The organism is Bacillus sp. ISL-34 (assembly GCF_018613325.1).
In the GTDB taxonomy this organism is placed as follows: Bacteria; Bacillota; Bacilli; order Bacillales; family DSM-1321; genus Peribacillus.
Genome location: NZ_JAGGQJ010000035.1, coordinates 30,037 through 50,054, shown reverse-complemented (window position 1 = coordinate 50,054; position 20,018 = coordinate 30,037). Strand labels below are relative to the sequence as shown.

At 40.7% G+C, this 20,018-nt stretch carries 22 protein-coding genes; 13 read left to right on the top strand and 9 right to left on the bottom strand.

Annotated elements, in window-relative coordinates:
- Positions 1-443: 443 nt before the first annotated feature.
- A complete protein-coding gene (locus tag J7E52_RS22720; protein ID WP_286198030.1) occupies positions 444-686 on the top strand; it encodes an aspartyl-phosphate phosphatase Spo0E family protein in 243 nt (80 codons plus the stop codon).
- 298 nt (positions 687-984) lie between these two features.
- On the opposite strand, the gene J7E52_RS22715 is transcribed toward J7E52_RS22720, so the two are convergent.
- From J7E52_RS22715 to J7E52_RS22700, 4 genes are all read right to left on the bottom strand, one after another.
- On the bottom strand, positions 985-1,716 hold the full coding sequence (locus J7E52_RS22715) for a ZIP family metal transporter (RefSeq protein WP_214750654.1): 732 nt from the start codon (positions 1,714-1,716) through the stop codon (positions 985-987).
- 114 nt (positions 1,717-1,830) lie between these two features.
- Positions 1,831-3,054, bottom strand: coding sequence for an MFS transporter (locus J7E52_RS22710; RefSeq protein ID WP_214750653.1), 1,224 nt, complete (start codon positions 3,052-3,054; stop codon positions 1,831-1,833).
- Positions 3,055-3,196: 142 nt separating this feature from the next.
- A complete protein-coding gene (locus J7E52_RS22705) occupies positions 3,197-3,466 on the bottom strand; it encodes an ATP-binding protein (protein WP_214750652.1) in 270 nt (89 codons plus the stop codon).
- Positions 3,445-4,686 (bottom strand): histidine kinase dimerization/phospho-acceptor domain-containing protein, encoded by a 1,242-nt coding sequence (locus tag J7E52_RS22700; RefSeq protein WP_214750651.1) that lies wholly within the window; start codon positions 4,684-4,686, stop codon positions 3,445-3,447. Before J7E52_RS22700 ends, J7E52_RS22705 begins: the two co-directional genes overlap by 22 nt.
- A gap of 156 nt (positions 4,687-4,842) precedes the next feature.
- On the opposite strand from J7E52_RS22700, the gene J7E52_RS22695 reads away from it, so the two are divergent.
- The 3 genes from J7E52_RS22695 (at position 4,843) to J7E52_RS22685 (ending at position 8,487) form a co-directional block, all read left to right on the top strand.
- Entirely contained in the window at positions 4,843-5,280 is a 438-nt protein-coding gene (locus J7E52_RS22695) for a MarR family winged helix-turn-helix transcriptional regulator (protein WP_034314147.1), read from the top strand.
- 219 nt (positions 5,281-5,499) lie between these two features.
- The gene (locus J7E52_RS22690; RefSeq protein WP_214750650.1) at positions 5,500-7,194 is read left to right on the top strand and encodes a M3 family oligoendopeptidase; all 1,695 of its coding nucleotides are present in this window, start codon (positions 5,500-5,502) and stop codon (positions 7,192-7,194) included.
- Positions 7,195-7,446: 252 nt separating this feature from the next.
- Positions 7,447-8,487 carry a YkvI family membrane protein gene (locus J7E52_RS22685; protein WP_214750649.1) on the top strand — a complete coding sequence of 347 codons (1,041 nt, stop codon included), beginning with the start codon at positions 7,447-7,449 and terminating at the stop codon, positions 8,485-8,487.
- A 52-nt stretch (positions 8,488-8,539) separates the two neighbouring features.
- Here the strand turns inward: J7E52_RS22685 and J7E52_RS22680 are convergent, their stop codons facing one another.
- Positions 8,540-9,154 carry a hypothetical protein gene (locus tag J7E52_RS22680; RefSeq protein ID WP_214750648.1) on the bottom strand — a complete coding sequence of 205 codons (615 nt, stop codon included), beginning with the start codon at positions 9,152-9,154 and terminating at the stop codon, positions 8,540-8,542.
- A gap of 191 nt (positions 9,155-9,345) precedes the next feature.
- A complete protein-coding gene (locus tag J7E52_RS22675; RefSeq protein ID WP_064505160.1) occupies positions 9,346-9,522 on the bottom strand; it encodes a YkvS family protein in 177 nt (58 codons plus the stop codon).
- 452 nt (positions 9,523-9,974) lie between these two features.
- Between J7E52_RS22675 and J7E52_RS22670 the strand changes: the two genes are divergently transcribed.
- On the top strand, positions 9,975-10,169 hold the full coding sequence (locus tag J7E52_RS22670) for a hypothetical protein (RefSeq protein WP_214750685.1): 195 nt from the start codon (positions 9,975-9,977) through the stop codon (positions 10,167-10,169).
- Between the two features lie 49 nt (positions 10,170-10,218).
- Here J7E52_RS22670 and J7E52_RS22665 read toward each other — a convergent pair whose 3' ends face one another.
- On the bottom strand, positions 10,219-10,710 hold the full coding sequence (locus J7E52_RS22665; protein ID WP_214750647.1) for a sigma-70 family RNA polymerase sigma factor: 492 nt from the start codon (positions 10,708-10,710) through the stop codon (positions 10,219-10,221).
- Positions 10,711-10,823: 113 nt separating this feature from the next.
- On the opposite strand from J7E52_RS22665, the gene J7E52_RS22660 reads away from it, so the two are divergent.
- Positions 10,824-11,057, top strand: a complete 234-nt coding sequence (locus J7E52_RS22660; protein ID WP_214750646.1) for a hypothetical protein — start codon at positions 10,824-10,826, stop codon at positions 11,055-11,057.
- Between the two features lie 613 nt (positions 11,058-11,670).
- Here J7E52_RS22660 and J7E52_RS22655 read toward each other — a convergent pair.
- Positions 11,671-12,456, bottom strand: coding sequence for a thermonuclease family protein (locus J7E52_RS22655; RefSeq protein ID WP_214750645.1), 786 nt, complete (start codon positions 12,454-12,456; stop codon positions 11,671-11,673).
- 184 nt (positions 12,457-12,640) lie between these two features.
- On the opposite strand from J7E52_RS22655, the gene J7E52_RS22650 reads away from it, so the two are divergent.
- From J7E52_RS22650 to J7E52_RS22620, 7 genes are all read left to right on the top strand, one after another.
- Positions 12,641-13,273, top strand: a complete 633-nt coding sequence (locus J7E52_RS22650) for an ABC transporter ATP-binding protein (protein WP_286198029.1) — start codon at positions 12,641-12,643, stop codon at positions 13,271-13,273.
- Positions 13,273-14,058 carry an ABC transporter permease gene (locus tag J7E52_RS22645; RefSeq protein ID WP_214750644.1) on the top strand — a complete coding sequence of 262 codons (786 nt, stop codon included), beginning with the start codon at positions 13,273-13,275 and terminating at the stop codon, positions 14,056-14,058. The genes J7E52_RS22650 and J7E52_RS22645 overlap by 1 nt, the downstream gene beginning before the upstream one ends.
- Before the next feature lie 215 nt (positions 14,059-14,273).
- Positions 14,274-14,540: a phosphocarrier protein HPr gene (locus J7E52_RS22640; RefSeq protein ID WP_034314127.1), complete on the top strand. Its 267-nt coding sequence runs from the start codon at positions 14,274-14,276 to the stop codon at positions 14,538-14,540.
- Positions 14,540-16,258, top strand: a complete 1,719-nt coding sequence (gene ptsP / locus J7E52_RS22635) for a phosphoenolpyruvate--protein phosphotransferase (RefSeq protein WP_214750643.1) — start codon at positions 14,540-14,542, stop codon at positions 16,256-16,258. The genes J7E52_RS22640 and ptsP overlap by 1 nt, the downstream gene beginning before the upstream one ends.
- A 312-nt stretch (positions 16,259-16,570) precedes the next feature.
- Entirely contained in the window at positions 16,571-17,356 is a 786-nt protein-coding gene (locus J7E52_RS22630) for an SDR family oxidoreductase (RefSeq protein WP_214750642.1), read from the top strand.
- A gap of 38 nt (positions 17,357-17,394) precedes the next feature.
- The gene (locus J7E52_RS22625) at positions 17,395-18,264 is read left to right on the top strand and encodes an NAD(P)-dependent oxidoreductase (RefSeq protein ID WP_214750641.1); all 870 of its coding nucleotides are present in this window, start codon (positions 17,395-17,397) and stop codon (positions 18,262-18,264) included.
- Between the two features lie 65 nt (positions 18,265-18,329).
- Positions 18,330-18,695, top strand: coding sequence for a hypothetical protein (locus tag J7E52_RS22620; protein ID WP_034314117.1), 366 nt, complete (start codon positions 18,330-18,332; stop codon positions 18,693-18,695).
- Between the two features lie 99 nt (positions 18,696-18,794).
- Here J7E52_RS22620 and J7E52_RS22615 read toward each other — a convergent pair whose 3' ends face one another.
- The gene (locus J7E52_RS22615; RefSeq protein ID WP_214750640.1) at positions 18,795-19,943 is read right to left on the bottom strand and encodes an aminotransferase A; all 1,149 of its coding nucleotides are present in this window, start codon (positions 19,941-19,943) and stop codon (positions 18,795-18,797) included.
- Between the last annotated feature and the right edge of the window lie 75 nt (positions 19,944-20,018).

Sequence of the window (20,018 nt, the reverse complement as noted above, 5' to 3'; positions counted from 1 at the left end):
ATCGGCGGAAAGGGAGCGGCTTTCTGAAATCTACTGAAACGGTTATAAAGAAAAAATTTGTAGGTAAACAGGCTTTTCTTTGAGTTCATCTACAGTCTGGGGAATCCTTTATTGGATTCCTTTTTTTTGTTCCATCATTATTATCTTGAAACCACAATTGAGGTCATTAAAAATATTGTGCTTTCATTAAAGGGAAGCGGCCGGATTAATTTGGAACTTTCGAATCATTTTTTCGGAGCTTGCTTCATATGAATTCTACCTGATCATTATAAGCGTTTTATGGTTAGAAATTTCCGTCATATCCTGTCTGCTGGTGGGTGAAGCTTTATCGCAATTTAAGAAGTTTTGTCTTTTTTTGCGAATCTATTTACATATAAGGCATATTTTGTAATACTTCTTTATTATAATGTAACTTTAAAAGGGCAGGAGTAGTGAATGTAGTTATGAATTCTAGGTGTGCAACGGAAATTTGTTCTGAGATTCGAATGAAGCGTTGGGAAATGATGGAGTTGGCCAAAATGTATGGTCTAGGTCATGAGTATACCCTTCGCCAAAGCGAGGAGCTTGATAAACTTATAAATGAGTATTTGATCCTTCAACATCATTCATCAGTGGAAGTGAGAAATAAGCGGGAAGAGATGGTTGTTATTGTGCAGCAGCCCTTTAATGATGACATTACCTTTTAGAGGGAACTAAAATGCATGCATGACTTTTTAAATTGGCAGGCAGGGAGACAATCCCCTTTTTGCGATTTCTGGTGTCTTTATGAACATATCAAATAATTAAAGAAAGACTCATATACACAAGAATATATCTCTGGAATTTCCATGGGTTTGAGGTATATATCGAGGGGAGGCCACCAGAAGGTGTCCTTCATGCATCGGGATTGGTTTAGAGATCTTACTTTTTCTGAATGGATTACACTGTTAAATAAAAAGTAAGGGCTGACTCACTTGAGGGAGCCAGCCATGGAAGTTGAGGGAATTACAAAATTTCCAATAATAGTACCATGAACAAAAGGCCGACAATGAAGGAATAGGTAGATGTGCGTTCATTGCCATCCCCATGGCTTTCAGGAATCAATTCCTTATAAACGATGAAAAGCATGGCCCCGGCGGCGAAAGCTAGGCCGTATGGAACCAGGAACCCAATGTAAGAGGTTAAATAATAACCCAATAAGCCCGTAATTATTTCGATGGTACCGGTTAAGGTTGCTATCAGAAACGCTGTGAGTTTACCGATTTTTTGATTGATTAAAAACAAGGCTACCAGTAAGCCTTCCGGAGCATTTTGAAGGCCAATGGCAAAAGCGATCAAGTTACCTGTATCAGCTGTATCAGAGGCATAACTGACCCCGACAGAAAGACCCTCAGGAATATTATGGAGTGTAATGGCAGTAATGATGAGCAAAGCCTTTTCATCGAACTTAATGCCACTTTTCGTATGGCTGAGATCGATATGAGGAATGTTTTTTTCCATGATCGTTAATGTCAATACCCCGAGAAAAACTCCAATGACTAGCTGAATATACCCTCCGGTGGCCAGAGACTCCGGGATCAGGCTCAATAACGAAGCAGCCATCATGATTCCAGCGGTGAATGCCAGAAGCGTGTCTCTGAATCGATGTGTGATTGAACCTTGAATGAACAAGATTGGTAACGCACCAAACCCTGTAGACATAGCAGATAGGATGCTGCCTAATAAAACTCCACTCATAAATTTCTCCTTTGTATGGTACTTATCGTTGCTTATTTGTAAACTTTTGGGTGAAACAATAATTTATTGTATTTAGACACAAAAAATATGTTCCAGGAAATAACAATTTTGCAGTTATTCTTCTGCATACCATTTTTTCAATGTTTGATCAGTCGGTAGCAATATGCTGATGATCCCCAGCAATGGCAGGAATCCGACTAGCTTAATCATGGATTCGATTCCAATTATATCGGCAATGGCTCCCAATGAAACGGATCCAATGGCACCCATTCCAAAGGCTAACCCTACAGTCAAGCCTGCCATCGTTCCGACTTTCCCCGGGACCAATTCCTGTGCGTATATTACAGTGACGGAAAAACTGCTCATTATAATGAAGCCCGCCATCAATAATAAGATAAAAGCGGCTGTAGGAGGTACAAATGGTAAAAGTGCGGTTATTGGCATGCTGGCAGCGAATGAAAAGAAAATGACATTTTTGCGCCCGAATCTATCAGCAAACGGACCTCCGAAAAACGTACCTACAGCACCAGCGGCTAAAAAGGCAAATAGGAAAAATTGTGCGGATTTTATCGTGAATGAATACTGCTCGATCAAATAAAAACTATAAAAGTTCGTCATGCAAGATACATACCAGGAACGGGCAAAAATTATGAATAAAATCAATACCAGGGCTTTGGCCACTTTATGGGACCGCTCTTTATTAATTACTTTTGCAGCAAGCTTTTTAGGCTGGAAGTGAACTAATTTTTGGGAATACCACTTGGCAATATACAGCAATAGGATAACGGCCATTAAGGCAACCAGGGCAAACCAGAGTGCGCCTTTTTGCCCAAAAGGAACAAGTACGATGGCTGTGATGAGTGGGGCAAGTGCCTGCCCGCTATTCCCTCCGACCTGATAAATTGATTGTGCCAGGCCTCTCTTTGGTCCGCCAGCCATGTAGGCAACCCTGGAGCCTTCCGGATGGAATATGGCTGACCCTAAGCCCATCAAGATGACTGCACCAAGGATAATGGTATAGTTTGGGGCAATTGCAAGAATGATGACCCCGATTAAAGTACTGGTCAACCCAATGGGCAATGCATATGGAAAGGGCTTTTTATCCGTATAGAACCCAACTGCCGGTTGCAGAAGCGATGAGACGATATTCAGGCAGAATGCAATCATCCCCAGCTGTGTATACGTTAACGACATTGATTTTTCGAGGATTGGGAACATGGCCGGTACGACGGCCTGTAGAGAATCATTCATTAAATGGCATATGCCTATGATGATCATGATTTTAAGAGTCATATCCTGTTTTTGCGGTTTTGTTTTAATGGCAGCGATACTTCCCATCTGTTTATTTCCTTCTTCCTGATTAAGATTTTTACCTATTCCATAAATAGATTCAGAAGGCATGCACCGTATGCATGACATCTTAAAATAAACCGGAATCATTACTAGTCTTCATAAAAAAATGAAACTCTTCAAAGTATTGCTATGAATGTTCTATCAGCGGTAAGCTGATTGTAACGGTTGTACCGTTCAGAGGTTTACTTGAAAACTCGATGGTACCGTTAAAAGATTCAATTATTCGTTTACACACAAATAGCCCTAATCCGGTTCCTTCCTTTTTCGATGTATAGAAGGGATCGAACACTTTACCTATATCTTTTTCATTCAGTCCTTGCCCGGTGTCGATTATCATGATTTTAGCCCATTCATTTTCATGGTGAATTCGAACCCTTAACTTTTTCCCAACTTCCATGGCCTCGAAACCGTTTTGGCAATGTTGAGAATGACTTGTTTGAGTTGGTCCTTTGTACAATGAACCCGGATCGGCTCCTTTATGATATTCCATTCCACTTCAATATTGAAGTGACGTGCTTCTGATTCTATTATTGGTCTCAATTCAGCAATGATACTGCGAATATCATATAAGGATAAAGTCTGGGTCATCGGCTTCTCTAAAATCAAAAATTCGCTGACGATACTATTGATCCTTTCAATCTCCTTCATGATGACAGAGTAATAGAACTGATCTTGTTCTTCAGGATGTTTTTCAACCAATAACTGTACAAGCCCCTTTATGCCGGTAAGTGGGTTTTTTATTTCATGTGCAGTACTGGCAGCCAATGTACCGACAAAATCTATTTTTTGCCTTTCGATTAGTAACTTTTGGTTTTTTGCATTTCTGCGAGCGATCAGTTCCTCCACGATGATATAGATCATGTGAGTAAAAAAGAAGGTGAAAAAGACAAGCATTATAAAAACATTCATGTTATTTGTGTTAATCTTGTCGGGTACTTTGACGGACAGTGTCCAATCGACTTCGGTCAAAGGAACATCCACCCATGTTGAATTTCGAGATCTTTCGGCATTTATATCTAAAATTCGGGTTTTGTCCTTTGTTTTCAATATAAAGGCATGGCCAGGGCTGAGCATCTTCAATCTTTTTTTCATATGATCCAGCCTGATATGTGCCAATAAAAACCCTTGCACTTTTTTATCGCGATCCAGAATGGGAGCAAAAATGGAAAAATAATTAAAATCACGGTTATGTAGCTCTTTTGTTCCTGCAACGACCGCTTTTTGAGTTTTTACTGCACGCTCAATATCATTCTGTTCAATTAAATAGTAATGATTGAAATTCTTATTCGTCCCTGAAATGGATACACCGTCGCGATTTAGCCAATACACTCCTGCATATCTGGAATCTGTATCTTTGATCCATTTCAAAAGAAGTTCGGTTTTTTTGTCATCCATATAAAGCACGGAACTGCTAAGGCTAAGCAGCTCAAGGTTTTTCTTCGTTTCACTGATAACTTGATCTATGTATTCTTGATAAACCGTTCCTGCCCATTTAGCTTGTTCCTGTCTTTCTTTTTGAATGGAACGTTCTAAATGCATCCAATAAATGATAGAGAGAAAAATTAATGGTAAAATAACAATAAGTAGATATGTGGTGAATTTATGCCTTGTTTTCATGTTTGTCACTACTTTAGCTTTTTTTTCAAGTATATCAAAATGATTGATTAAACAATAGTGCATACTAACAGGGCAGATTGACAAAAAAGTCTTTATGTCATATAATAACTTTTAATTCAAGATATTTTAATTAAAAATTTTTAAGGTTGTGAAGTTATGGAGAATAATAACATCCAACAGTCTTTGAAGCTGTTCATTGTGATGTCTAGAGCTCATCGATCCATTAATGATGTGGTAAATAAACATATAGCTGAAGAGGGCTTGAATCCAACTGAATTTGCAGTACTGGAATTACTTTATCATAAAGGGGATCAGCCTCTTCAGCAAATAGGCGGAAAGATCCTGCTGGCGAGCGGCAGCATTACCTATGTCGTGGATAAACTTGAACAGAAGGAATATCTACAGCGAATAGCATGTAAAGAGGATCGCCGTGTAACATTTGCAAAAATAACGGATAAAGGAAAGGCCTTCATTGAAGGAGTATTTCCTGAGCATGAAAAAAGAATCGATGATATCATGAGTGTACTTACGCAAGATGAAAAGGCCACCGTGATCGAATTGCTTAAAAAGATTGGGTATTCCGCTCAAAATTAGCTAAAGAACCAGCACCCGGATTTGACTGCGGGTGCTGGTTTTTTTATGTCTGATAAAACCTGAATTTGTTTCGTGGACATAAAGGTTTTTAATAATGCTGTGGCGAATTAAATTATATTACGATAACCGCGATACTGGTGAATGTGACTTGGAATTGGAAAACGTTACTCTGGTTTACACAGGAAAAAATATTTTTATATCGTGAAAAGGAGCGTACATATGAAATTTAATGAGTATGAATATAAACGTCCTGAAATGGATGAAATTAAAACCCGGTTCATGAGAGCTTTGGAAAAGTTTACTGCCGCTGTTAATGCCGATGCACAAATGAAAGCCATGGAAGAAATAAATGAAATTCGAAATTATGTAGGTACGATGTTTAATTTGGTCTATATACGGCATTCCATTGATACCAATGATGATTTTTATAAAGCGGAGAATGATTATTTAGATGACTTCTCTCCTGAAATGGAAGAGTTAACCTCAAAATTTTACAGTGAACTCGTTCGCTCGAAATATCGTAAGGAGCTTGAGTTGAAATGGGGAACTCAACTATTTGACCTGGCAGAGGCCCAACTCAAAACTTTTTCGCCCGAAATCATACCACAGCTGCAAAAAGAAAATAAATTATCCAGTGAATATTCACAATTGATTGCCTCTGCAAAAATTCACTTTGATGGAAAAGAATTAACACTAGCGCAGCTTCAGCCTTTTATGGAGTCCTCGGACCGTGAGTTAAGGAAAAATGCAAGTGAGGCATATTACGGTTTCTTTGAAGAAGAGCAGGAGGAATTGGATCGTATATTCGACGAACTTGTCAAAGTGAGGCATGGGATTTCGACAGCGCTGGGTTATGGGAATTTCGTGGAACTTGGGTATTATCGAATGACAAGGACTGATTATGATGCTGAAATGGTTGCTGCATTCCGCAAGCAGGTGAAAGAGGAAGTGGTACCGCTTGTCACCCGGCTGAAGGGACGTCAGCGCGAACGTCTTGGATTGGAGAACCTGAACTATTATGATGAGAATTTTCATTTCAGAACGGGTAATGCCATTCCAAAAGGTGATGCTGAGTGGATCATCGAAAATGGGAAAAAGATGTATCAGGAGCTCTCGCCTGAAACGAATCAGTTTTTCAACTATATGATAGATAATGACCTGATGGACCTTGTTGCGAAGAAAGGAAAAGAAAGCGGAGGCTATTGTACGTTTATAGAAGACTATAAAGCTCCATTCATCTTTTCCAATTTCAACGGTACTTCCGGGGATATAGATGTTTTGACACATGAGGCAGGTCATGCATTCCAAGTTTTTCGCAGCCGTGATCTTGACATTCCTGAGTATTATTGGCCTACATATGAAGCATGTGAAATCCATTCGATGAGCATGGAATTTTTAACTTGGCCATGGATGGAGCTATTTTTCAAGGAAGATACGGAAAAGTATAAGTTTTCCCATTTAAGCGGTTCCCTCATATTCCTCCCGTATGGGGTAGCTGTTGATGAATTTCAGCATTTTGTCTATGAAAATCCTGATGCCTCCCCCGTTGAAAGAAAGCAGGCTTGGCGTAAGATCGAGATGGAATATTTGCCGCATCGCGATTATGAAGGAAATGAATTTTTGGAGAATGGCGGGTATTGGCAGCGGCAAAGCCACATTTATCAATCACCTTTTTATTATATCGACTATACATTGGCCCAGATTTGTGCTTTCCAATTCTGGAAAAGGTCGACTGAAAAAGATGAAACGGCTTGGGAGGATTATTTGAATCTGTGCCAACTTGGAGGCAGCAAGTCCTTCCTTGATCTCGTTGAATCTGCGAATCTGAAATCCCCATTTGTTGACGGTACTGTACAGTCCGTTGTGAAGGTGATAGATGAATGGCTCTCCACTGTAGATGATAAGGCATTGTGAAATATAAGGGAACTGGATGCTTGAAAGAACGCTTGGAGATTATTCCAAGCGTTTTTTTTTAATCTTTCATGCGTTTTAAATGTTGGGCATGAAAAGTGCTGTTTTAAGCCTCACGGAGAAATGCAAAGGGAGTTTCAGACTACATAATGAGAGAATGTAAGCAGAGTAAAAAAACAGCCGACGAAAGGAATATTGCTCGGCTTGTCTTAAATGTCTCTTCCTTACATATAAATGTAGGGAGGAGGGGAGAGTATGCTGTCAAGGTGGTCAGGGAGTTTTCAGATTGCAGCGGTATATGTAGGCACGGTCGTCGGTGCAGGTTTTGCAACTGGAAAAGAGATTGTCGAGTTTTTTACCCGTTATGGCTTTTATGGCTTTATCGGGATTTTAATAGCAGGTTATATTTTCATTTTCACTGGAACGAAAATCATGCTCATTTCCGCAAGGATCAGAGCATCTTCTTATGAGGAGTTCAATCAATATCTTTTTGGCAGGAAAATAGCAGGAATCATCAACATCTTCTTCCTTATCATGCTGTTAGGGGTGACGGCTGTCATGATTTCGGGTTCAGGAGCCGTTTTCGAAGAACAACTCGGCGTGCCTAAAAGTATAGGAAGTTGGTCTACGATCATACTGGCATCCTTGGTCCTGTTGATGGGCATGCGCGGTGTTTTCACTGTGAACTCGTTTGTTGTACCAATCATGATCTGTTTTAGTTTGATCCTTTTTTTCTCGACCCTGGGTAATGGGGATTTCTTTAAGACCCTTACAAAAGTTCCTGATGAAGTGATCACCGTGAAAATGATTTTGTCTCCATTTGCCTATACAGCCTTTAACCTTGCTTTGGCCCAGGCTGTGCTGGTACCGGTTGCGTATGAAGTTCGAGATGAGAAGGTCATTAAACATGGTGCAATCCTTGGAGGGATATTCCTGACGATCATTTTATTGACGGGGCATTTTTCACTTATGACACTTCCTGACGTGAAAAGTTTTGAAATTCCTTCAGCAGTTATTATGAGAACGGCAGCCAGTCAGTTATATTGGATGTTCATTTTGGTGATTTACGGGGAGATATTCACTTCGGTCATCGGAAACATATATGGATTACAGAGGCAAATCAGCAGTTATATTAAATTGCCAAGCATGCTGATCATAGCGGTCATTTTTTCAATAGCTTTGATCATTAGCGAATTCGGATATGGAAGGTTACTAGGATATATTTATCCGGTTTTTGGATACATAAGCCTCCTTTTTTTAATACTGGTCTGGAAAAGCAAGGCGGGGAAGGAGTGATGAAGAACGGAGGGCCTGTCCTTAGCCCTCCGTATCAGGGGAAAATGGATGTTCATCCTTTCATCAGCGTCTTAGCCATCTCTAGAAAAGCATCCCGGTAATCTCTATCTTTTTTTGTGAATATAGTTAAGCGGACGGGTGCTTTTTCATCCTTGAGCAATATGGATGTGATCACATCATCGCCACTTTCCACTTCAAATCCCGTGCCGCTCTCAATATCAAGTGAAGGATCCCTAATCGTTTCTGAAATGCTTTCCAGCTGGGCTTGAACATTTTTTTCCACCTCATCCCAACTGACATCCGCCTTCAATAATTCGATTCTCATATAAATGGAGTCATCTTCAGTCAGGAATACAATATCCTTTCCTGGTTCTTCGGCACTTAATCTGAATTGTTGTAAAACATAAAGGCTGAACGGTTGATTATCACTTTTTTTTAGGAACGCTGTTTTTTCTTTTACTTTCCCGTTAATTGAATATTGCAGGTTTTGCTCCATCAGTCTTACTTTGTTATTGCGATTATCGCTCTGAGAAGTATTGCCTTCGTTTCCCTCTTTTACTGAATCTTCCTGTGGCTCATCTGCATTTTCGTCTGTGGTCGTACCGCAGCCAGTCAGCAGAAAAGCGGCGAATGTGACACAGCCAATATAACGTGTCCAACGAGTCATGTGTTTCCCTCATCTTTCTGATAGAAATTCCAATCTGAGTTTGGATCTTCCTGCATCACATACAGGTGTTTTGCCCTTTAATTAATTAGACGGCGTAAAATGAAAATGGTTACAAAAAACTGGAGAATCAATTGGCACGATTGCTAAAAAGTGAAAAACGGAATGGTATTGAGAAACCATCCCGTTTTGAATTAACCTATGATTTTATAATTTTTATGGTTGACGACGGTTTTTTGTTCAAGTTCCAAATCACGATAATTTTCCATATACGTGACGTCCACGATTACTGAGTTCTCGTTCACTTTCTCGACGATTCCTTTTAAGCCTTCTCTAAATTCAATGATATTTCCAACTTCCGCTTTCTTCATGGTAATCATCCTTTCCCATTTTGTTTCCAATGATCAAAAAGTAACTATGGAGTAATTGGATTATTCGAACATCTTGCCGTTTAGATTTTGACGTGGGAAGTGCCAGTAAGAGAATTAGTTATCTCTTATGTCGGTACAGTAAGCTAAACTTTTAAAGAGAGGTGCAGATTCTAGTAATGGAGCAGTTGTAATGATGTGGCATAATTTGGTATATCTTGCAAACGCAGTTATGCGTACCAGTATGTAATTCTATGTACAAATAATGCCAATCATTTTACATTATGATATTTTACTATACAGTTTGCACTATTTTAAAGCATTCGTAAAGAATAATGTAGCAGTGGGCCTCAAAAAGTTCTGATTTATATTAAGTGGCAAGCTTATGTTAAAATGAAAACGGAATTTCTCCTGTAGATATGATAGAACATTTGATAATTAAGGGGGATAATATGATGAATGCAGAAGAAGCAAAAGATGTACTCGATAAACTGGCAAATCGGGAAATGGATGAATTAAGGATAACAAAAGAAGAATTTTTAGCTTTTCGTGAGGTTCTTGTTAAAAGGGAAGACTTTAAACATTTTCGGGGGAATGCTCAACATAACGGTGTGATAATTTATACGTATTTAGAAGAAGCGAGAAGTTAATCGATGTAAATAATTTGGGGTGGCTCATGATTGAGCCACCCCAAATTATTTATAATGGGAAAATCACTTGTTTCCTTAATTTATTTAAAGCGGACTTTCTCCATGATTTGACGGCTGCTGCAGTAACTTGATGGACCTCAGCGATTTCAGACACCGTTTTATTTTCGAGGTATGTCTGTAAAAGCCAGCGTTGCTGATTCAGTGTCAATCCTTCCGTGTAAGTTAAGATATTATCGATGGCAAAGGCCTCTTCATGCATCGAAAAAGGATCCTTAATCTCTAATATGAAGGAATCAAAGGGTTCCGTGCGGATTTCATATTTATGATGATGCTTTAATTCGTTCAGAATTTTGCCTTTGATTATCGTATAGGCATAGTTGGAGAATTGTCCGTATTCCTCATTGAAATTCCCTAATGACTCCCATAAAGCAATCAAGCCTACTTGAAAATATTCCTCCTTATTTTTATAGATGGAAAGTGAGCGGATAATATGATGGATCATCGGGGTGAATTCCTTCGTTAGTGCTGAGAAATCTTCCATTAAGCAAGTCACCTTTAGAAAGTGCACTTTCCTGTATTCCCGGGTGCTTCTACCATAAATAAATCGATCATATATAGCCAAATGGCAAAATGGAAAAATGGAGGGAATAAAAAGTGGGTTTTAAGGGAGCTAAAGAGAAACTTATTGAAGGAAAAAACGGAGATTCAGAGAATCTTGAAAGAGCTGACCAAAAGAAAAAACACATCCTGATATCGGGTGTGCCGAAACAATTCATTACTTCTTCTTTTAGTTTTTCCTTTTCATTCAATGTAAAGCCATATACGCATGAAGATGTGTTCCGTTTGTTGGCAAAAGGGAGTTCGGAACGGATCTCATCCGAACCTTGATTATAAAAATCAGACTAGAACACTCAAACGATTATTTGAGGGTTTGTAAAAGGAACGTTGATTTCCACTCCAGGCACTCGCTTTCCGCGGGCGTTCCGGGAGCCTCCTCGGCGCTATTGCGCCTGTGGGGTCTCCCTTGGACGCGCTTTTCCCGCAGGAGTCTCGTACACCCGCTCCAATCAACTGGACTTATCCCAAACCAAGTTTGAGACTAGCTTATCTTCAATGGTTTTTTCCTGTGATCCTCATTGGATTGAAGAAATTTGCGACATTCCTACCGAATAACTGGCTAGCCGAGATCCGCTGATGCTTGCAGTGAGATGGCTTGGCAGTCAGTTGGCTGAAGGGGAGCGGATTCCTGAAATCAAGCTGGAACTTTTTTAAATAAAAAACTGCAGGCAAACTGATCTTCTTTAATTTGTTTACAGTGTACATATAAAGATGTGTTTTTCGTATTCCAGATGAAATTTCCAATTTATCATTTAGCTTTTGAAAAACCAGGAAGTGGGGGAGAAAAGCAATAACGAAATTCTTCATACCTGTTATATAACACATTATGTAACACCCCTGAAAATTTCCAAATGCGAGTTCGGAAGCGGGCACATTGAATTTGTTAACTTTGCGATTTTCGGAATCCGGCATCCTGTGCGTCTTGTTCGGTACAAAACATTTCTTCTGGTTTAGTTATTTCGTAATATTGGCCCGAAGGAATGTGATATATTTTATTGCCTTTAGAGTTTATATTCCCTTTAATTTGCGGGTTACTGCAAGACCCAGTCGGCTTTTCCACTGATACTTCTTTTGACTTCGAATCATCAAACCCTCTTGAAGTTGCATAGTTTTCAATTGACCATATACCGATTTCATCTTTTTGGGCTTGTTTCTGAATATTTTCCAATTCATCAAGATATTTCGTGTTCGGTGCATAAACATAAGCTACCCTTGCCAGTCCTTTTTCCAGCAGGAGTTTATTCACCATTTTACCATCAACATAAAAATAGGCCAGCAGCCGGCCGTATTTATCTCTTTCCCCTATGCCGGTTTCTACTTCCACTTTAGAGCCTGCAGGCATCAGTTCCTTGGCGAACTTGCTTGCTTCAGGTCCAAAAGGCTGAACGGGCTTGGATGGGTGCACGGTTTCTGGAGTATCTACCAAAAGGAGCCTGACCGTTTCTTCATTTCCATTAGCCATTTTGATTTTTACTGTATCTCCGTCAACAACTTTAATGATTTCGGCTGTGAATGTCTTGCCTTTTTCTTCATTTGAAATTGAATCTTCCTGTTTGGATTGATTAATCAGGTTATCTGATGCTGCCTGGCAGCCAGACAACGTGATCAGGCAAAGTGCAGTCAGGAGAAAAACATTCAGATAAGAATGTAAAAAGGAATTTCTGTTCATGATAAGTCCTCCATTTATTAAGGTGTTTTCCACGTCCATCATGGATATATTCGGCAGGAATAATACTAACCTATAAAAAAGCGAAAGAAAATGAAAATCATTTAAATTTTTACATGCATCGCTACCCCATATCATGATAGTTCCTTATAATAATATGGTGGAGTAAGGGAGGCAGGCGTGTAAAATGATATTTAGGCTTGAAAATATTAGGTATAAAGGGATTTTGAAAATTGATGATTTGAAAATACCCGCTTGTATGGTCACTTGCTTGACAGGGGAAAGCGGTGCAGGAAAAACCTCGCTGCTCCGATTATTGAACAGGATGGATGACCCGGATAGCGGTTCGATCTATTATCAGGATCAGTTGCTGGATAAATTCAACCCGATTGAGCTCCGGCGTAAAGTAACAATGCTTTCCCAGGCACCGTTCACTTTACCGGGTACGATTGAAGAAAATCTTCAGATTGGCCTGGAATTGACAGAACGTGAAAAAAAGGATAAAGCCGAATTGGTTAAAGCACTTGGAACCGTCCAGTTGCAGAAGTCTTTAGACGAGGGGGCGGAGAATCTTTCTGGCGGGGAGAAACAGAGGCTGGGACTTGCGAGGTTACTTTTATTGAAACCCGAAGTGTATTTACTGGATGAGCCGACTTCAGCTCTTGATGAGGAAGCCGAGCTGACGGTCATGAGCCGTTTTTTAGAAGAAGTAAAGCGGGAAAAAGGAACGGTCATCATGATAACCCATTCAAAACAGCTTGCGGATACCTATGCTGAAAAGAGGATCGTTCTGAAAAAAGCGAAGGAGGGTGACTATTAATGGAGGCGAATGGGATAATAGATATTGAGTTCTGGCGTCTTTGTGCGGCCTACGTATTTGTAGTAATCCTGCTTATAATCGTGAAATGGCGGGGGATTTCACGGGAAAAGCAAATCATGCTCGCTACGGTACGGATGACGGTCCAACTCGTTCTCGCCGGATATGTATTGACATATATCTTTGAAAATCCCCACCCTTTACTTTCTTTAGGATTTTTATGTGCGATGGCCCTGTTTTCCATCCATAATATTTTTAAGCAAGTGTCCTATACACTTAATAAAAAAATCAAAAGGATGGTTATCCTAAGTATGTTGTCAGGCCCGATGGCTGCCTTGTTTTATTTTAATGTGGTCGTGATCCATTTCACGCCATGGTATGAGCCGAGGTATTTCATTCCAATTGCAGGGATGATCGTGGGGAATGCCATGACTGGAGTGACATTGGCTCTTAAAAACCTCCATGATGGGATTAGCAGTAATCGTGAAAAGGTAGAAGCGATGTTGATGCTTGGAGCGACTCCAGCGAGGGCTGTGAAGAAATATGTGGATGCTGCATTCGACTCGGCAGTGCTCCCGACTTTGAACAATATGCTCGGGATGGGGATTATCTTCCTTCCAGGAATGATGACAGGGCAAATCCTGTCGGGAATAAGCCCGCTCATCGCCATTGAGTACCAGATTGCGATATTAATCGGGATTCTCGGAAGTGTTTCATTAACGGTAGTCCTTTTCATCATGCTGAGTTTCAGGGCCTTTTTTACCAAAAATGCTCAGCTGTCCATTTAATCATTGAAGAATCTGAAAAGTAATAGTTGCAGTTCCATCTATATTTTTGTACTATTTTGTAGGTACCAATAGTTTTGGTTTGTTTGTTGGGAATGATAATGCTATCCTGATAAGGGAAAAGGGCATTTCTATTTTTCATTTCTTTTCTGATTGGATGGAGAAAACCCCTTACATAACCTATTTTTGTTAAATTATCTTAAAGGAGATTGATTTATATGGTAGAAAAAACATTTACAGTAACTGCAGAAACAGGAATTCACGCTCGTCCGGCTACATTGCTTGTACAAGCTGCAGGAAAATTTGATTCAGAAATAAACCTTGCTTATAAAGAGAAAAAAGTGAACCTTAAGTCCATTATGGGTGTAATGTCACTAGGAATTGGCAAAGGGGCGGAAATTACGATTTCTGCTGAAGGAAGCGATGAAAATGATGCACTAAACACACTTGCTGAAACGTTAAACAGAGAAGGATTAGCAGAATAATGTCCACTTTGATTAGTGGAATAGCAGCTTCAAACGGAATAGCCATCGCTAAAGCCTATCGACTGACTGAGCCAGATTTATCGATCGAAAAAAGAAGCATAGAAGATGTCGGGGCTGAAATATCCCGTTTTAAGGAAGCTATTCAAAAGTCAACAAATGAATTGGAGATAATCAGGGATAAAGCTGAAAAGGATTTAGGGGCGGATAAGGCCGCTATCTTTGACGCACACCTGCTTGTTTTGGCTGATCCGGAACTTATCACTCCAATTCAGGATAAAATTCAATCAGAAAGCGTCAACGCTGAGTTTTCCTTAAATGAAACCGCAAGCATGTTCATTACGATGTTTGAACAAATGGATAATGAATACATGAAGGAACGTGCAGCGGATATCCGTGACGTCACGAAACGGGTGCTGTCACATCTTTTAGGTGTTCATATTCCAAATCCGAGCATGATTGCTGAAGAAGTGATCATCATTGCGGAGGATTTGACTCCATCCGATACAGCACAGTTGAATCCGGCATATGTCAAAGGATTTACGACCGATATCGGTGGACGTACATCCCATTCAGCCATAATGGCACGTTCTTTGGAAATTCCAGCAGTCGTTGGAGCGAAGTCAGTGACCTCGTCCATTGAAAATGGAGACTTGGTCATAATTGACGGGTTAAATGGTGAAGTTCACATCAATCCTACTCCTGAACTCGTGAAACGCTACGAAGAGGAGCAGGAAGCCTATGCTATGCAAAAGGCTGAGTGGGCGAAGCTGGTTCATGAAAAAACCGTTACACATGATGGCCATCATGTGGAATTGGCAGCCAATATTGGTACGCCGAAAGATCTGGAGGGCGTACATCAAAATGGCGGTGAAGGCATCGGGTTATATCGTACGGAATTTCTTTATATGGGCAGAAATGACTTTCCAAGTGAAGAAGAACAGTTCGAGGCATACAAAGCGGTGCTGGAAGGAATGTCAGGTAAGCCTGTAGTCGTCAGAACGCTTGATATAGGCGGGGACAAGGAGTTGCCTTACTTAGAGCTTCCTAAGGAAATGAATCCTTTCCTTGGATACCGTGCGATTCGCCTTTGCTTAAATGAGCAGGAGATTTTCCGGACTCAGCTCCGTGCCCTGCTTCGTGCAAGCATTTACGGAGATTTGAAAATCATGTTCCCGATGATTGCCACACTAGCTGAATTCCGCGAAGCTAAGGCCGTCTTGGCTGAAGTTAGGCAGGAATTGCTTGACAATGGTGTTCAAGTTGCCGAAAAAATTGAAGTCGGAATCATGGTTGAAATCCCTTCAACTGCAGTGATGGCGGATATATTTGCTAAGGAAGTCGATTTCTTCAGCATAGGCACTAATGACTTGATTCAATATACGATGGCCGCTGACCGAATGAATGAGAGGGTATCTTATTTATATCAACCATACAATCCAGCGATTTTACGCCTGGTTAAAATGGTCATAGATGCTGCTCATAAAGAAGGGAAATGGGCCGGAATGTGCGGTGAAATGGCTGGAGATGAAGTGGCCATCCCGATTTTGATCGGATTGGGCCTTGATGAATTCTCAATGAGTGCCACTTCGATTTTAAAAGCACGTTCTTTAATTAGCCAACTTTCGCTTGAAGAGATGAAAAAACTATCTCAAGAAGTTTTAGGGCTGGATACGAATGATAATGTGAAAGAAGCGGTAGTAAACGCTTTGAAGAAATAATTAAATCAGGAAAAACGCACCCCATCCACAAAACCTTCGGATGGGGTGCTGTGCTGTCCTGTAATTTTTGCTTGATCATTTGAGAAAAAATGTTTATTGCTCAAAAATGGGGGTAAATAAAAAGCAAGCACAGTTGTTTAGCTCTATTAGGGCAGCTGACATTCTCATTTCCCCCTTTGACGCCGGTTGGGTTATCCAACCGGCTATTTTTTTTGCAAATAAAAATCATGAGAATGATTATTCAGATTTTTCACTTTACGGTTATGACGATATAATGGAATTATAATTTTAAAAATGGAGGTTAAATAGTATATGGAGTTACATTTGGTAAAGAAAAATGCCTTGATTTTAGCTTCAAGTCAAGGTTTGGGGAAGGCTATGGCAGCTGAATTGGTTAAGGAAGGAGCAAATGTCATGCTAGCCAGCCGTGATGGAGAAAAGCTTGCCTCCGTACAAAGGGAATTATCGCAGCTTGGGACGGGTAAAGTTTCTTATATGGTAACGGATATAACAAAAGCTGAAGATATTAAAAGCCTGGTTGGGAAAACTGCTGAGGAATTCGGCGGTATCGACATTCTTATTAATAACGCAGGAGGTCCTCCAGGGGGTTCATTTACAGATTTCAATGATGAAGAATGGCAACAATCCTTCGAACTTAATTTACTAAGTTTCATAAGGACGATACGTGAAAGCTTGCCGCATTTAAAAAAACAGGGTGGGAAAATCGTTAATATTGCTTCTTCATCCATTAAGGAACCGATTCCAGGCTTGATATTATCGAATACATTCCGGACGGCAATCGTTGGATTGTCAAAGACGTTAGCTTCAGAATTAGCAACGGACCGGATTTTGGTCAATACAGTCGGTCCGGGAAGGATAGCAACGGACCGCGTTCAGCACCTTGATGGACTGAATGCGGAGAAACAAGGAGTCACTCCTGAGGAGATGACTGAACAATCGATTAAAAAAATCCCTCTTGGCCGTTATGGGGAACCCGAGGAATTTGCAAAGTTCGTTACTTTCCTTGTTTCAGGTGCCAATACATATTTAACGGGCCAGTCGTATTTAGTTGACGGAGGAATGATAAAGTCCATTTAAGGATTTTTGAAACAAAATGATTGGGAGGAATCTGCAGTATGCAATCGAACAAAGTGATCGGCTTCATAGGTTTAGGAGTTATGGGAAAAAGCATGGCCGCAAATCTACTTAAGGCGGGATTTGAGGTATTTGTTTATACAAGGACGAAAGATAAGGCAAGTGAACTGCTCTCACAGGGTGCGAAGTGGGCATCTGCACCAAAGGAAATTGCGCAGAAAGCTAGTGTGATCATTTCCATGGTAGGATACCCTAGTGATGTGGAAGAAATCTATCTTGGGGAAAATGGGCTTATCGAGAACGGGAAACAAGGAACCCATTTAATCGATATGACGACCTCCACTCCATCTTTGGCAGTGAAAATAGCAGAGGAAGCAAAGAAAAGAGGCATGGAATCATTGGATGCACCGGTTTCCGGAGGAGATATCGGTGCTCGTGATGCAAAGCTTACGATCATGGTCGGCGGGTCTAGTGAGGCATTTGAAGCGGTCCGGCCCATTTTTGATATCATTGGCAGCAATATTGTCCATCAAGGTCCGGCTGGCTCAGGACAGCATACGAAAATGTGCAATCAAATCGCCATTGCATCCAATATGATCGGAGTGACTGAAGCGATTTCCTACGCCAAAAAGGCGGGGTTGGATCCGGACCGGGTTTTAAGGAGTATATCATCGGGTTCTGCCGGAAGCTGGTCACTGTCCAATCTTGTGCCGCGGATGGTTGAAGGGGATTTTGAACCTGGTTTTTATATCAAGCATTTTATCAAGGATATGAAGATTGCCCTTGATGAAGCGGAAAGAATGGGAATGGACGCTCCTGGATTAAGCCTGAGCAAATCCCTATATGAGGGGCTGGCAGAAGCTGGCGAGGAAAATAGCGGTACACAGGCATTATATAAACATTATAATTAAGTGCTAGCATTTCTATATCATGAATAAGCTGATAGCGACAGCCTTTACAAAAAGGAGTGAAAGCTATGGGCGAATTCGATGATATCAATATGAAATTCCAGGAATTAGAAGATGGTCGATATATTGTAAGGATTGAAGGTTTTAAACGGGAAAAAACCATTCATCAAACAAAGCCCATTCGTTGGGATTTGAAATTAATGAACGAAAGTCCGCTGATACTGCCGGTGAAATTCAGTCATATCGAAACGAATGCCGGTTTTCAAATCCTGATGCGCGAATTGAAGAGTTTAGGTTTTTCAAAGCCGCGCTCCGCAAAGGAATTTGAAGAAGTGATGGCTGATTTACTTGGGTCAATCGTTGAAGTGAGCCTTACCACGACAAATAAGGAAGAGGGATATCGGGAAATCCGTTTTTTACGGAGATTGTATTAGTTGTCTGGCTTCGTGAAAAACCTTCGGTAGCCTGACATCTTTGAAAATAGGAAAATGGCCTTCAATTGTTCATTCAATTGAAGGCCACTTTTTTTTCGGTCAACTTATAGCTAAAAAAGCCTCAATACGGTCCAAAGCCTTTTCCAGGGTTTCCATGGAATAGGCATAAGATATCCTGAAGTACCCTTCACCAAGGGGAGAGAATGCATCTCCAGGGACCACTGCCACTTTTTCCTGCTGAACAAGCTTAAGGCAAAAATCCAGCGAAGAGGCATAGCCTTCAGGCAGCTTTATAAAGAAGTAAAAGGCACCATTTGGTTTGACTATTTCCAGATTCATCGCTTGTAAGCGACTGTATACGTATTCCCGTCTCCGTGCATACTCAGTCTTCATGGGAATGGCATCATCTCTGCCTGCCGTCAATGCTGCCAAGGCAGCTCTCTGCGATATGGAGGCGGCACAGGTCACATTGTATTGATGTACCTTCAGTAGATGCTGAGAGATGGCTGCAGGCGCAAACAGAAGGCCGATCCTCCAGCCGGTCATGGAATGGGACTTGGACAACCCATTCAGGACGATGGTTTGTTCTTTCAAGAAAGTGGCAATCGAAACATGCTCCTGATCGAATACCAGTTCACTGTATATCTCATCAGCCAATATGAAGATGTCCTTGCCCCTTACAAGTTCGGCAATGTCCAATAATTCTTCGGCAGATAATGTAACCCCGGTCGGATTCGATGGATAGGGCAGAACGATGCACCGAGTATGTTCAGTTATGTACTTTTCAAGTATATCTGCAGTCAAACGAAATCCATTTTTTGTTGTATCGGCATAAACAGGTGTTGCACCGCACATCTTAATGATGGGTTCGTATCCCGGATATACAGGACCCGGTAATATTACTTCGTTCCCTGGGATGAGGATCGTCCTGAAGGTAATGTCTATGCCTTCGCTGGCACCAGAGGTCACTATCACTTCATTCGCCGGATCATAGCTAAGCTTGTATTTATCCTTTACATAATTTGAAGCGGCGTCCCTTAATTCCAAATAGCCTGCATTGTGAGTATAAACGGTATGGTCATTATCAATGGCTTGTTTTGCGGCTTCCTTAATATGCATCGGAGTAGGAAAGTCAGGCTGTCCTATCGTTAAGGAAATGGTGCCTTCGATATCAGCGACCATATTGTAGAATTTACGAATTCCTGATATTTGAACGTCTTTTACTAGAGGGTTTATTAAATGTTCCATCTATGAATATCCTCCCTTTTCTAACTACATGAATTATGTACTATGTTTGACTCATTCATTCTATTTTATCATTTA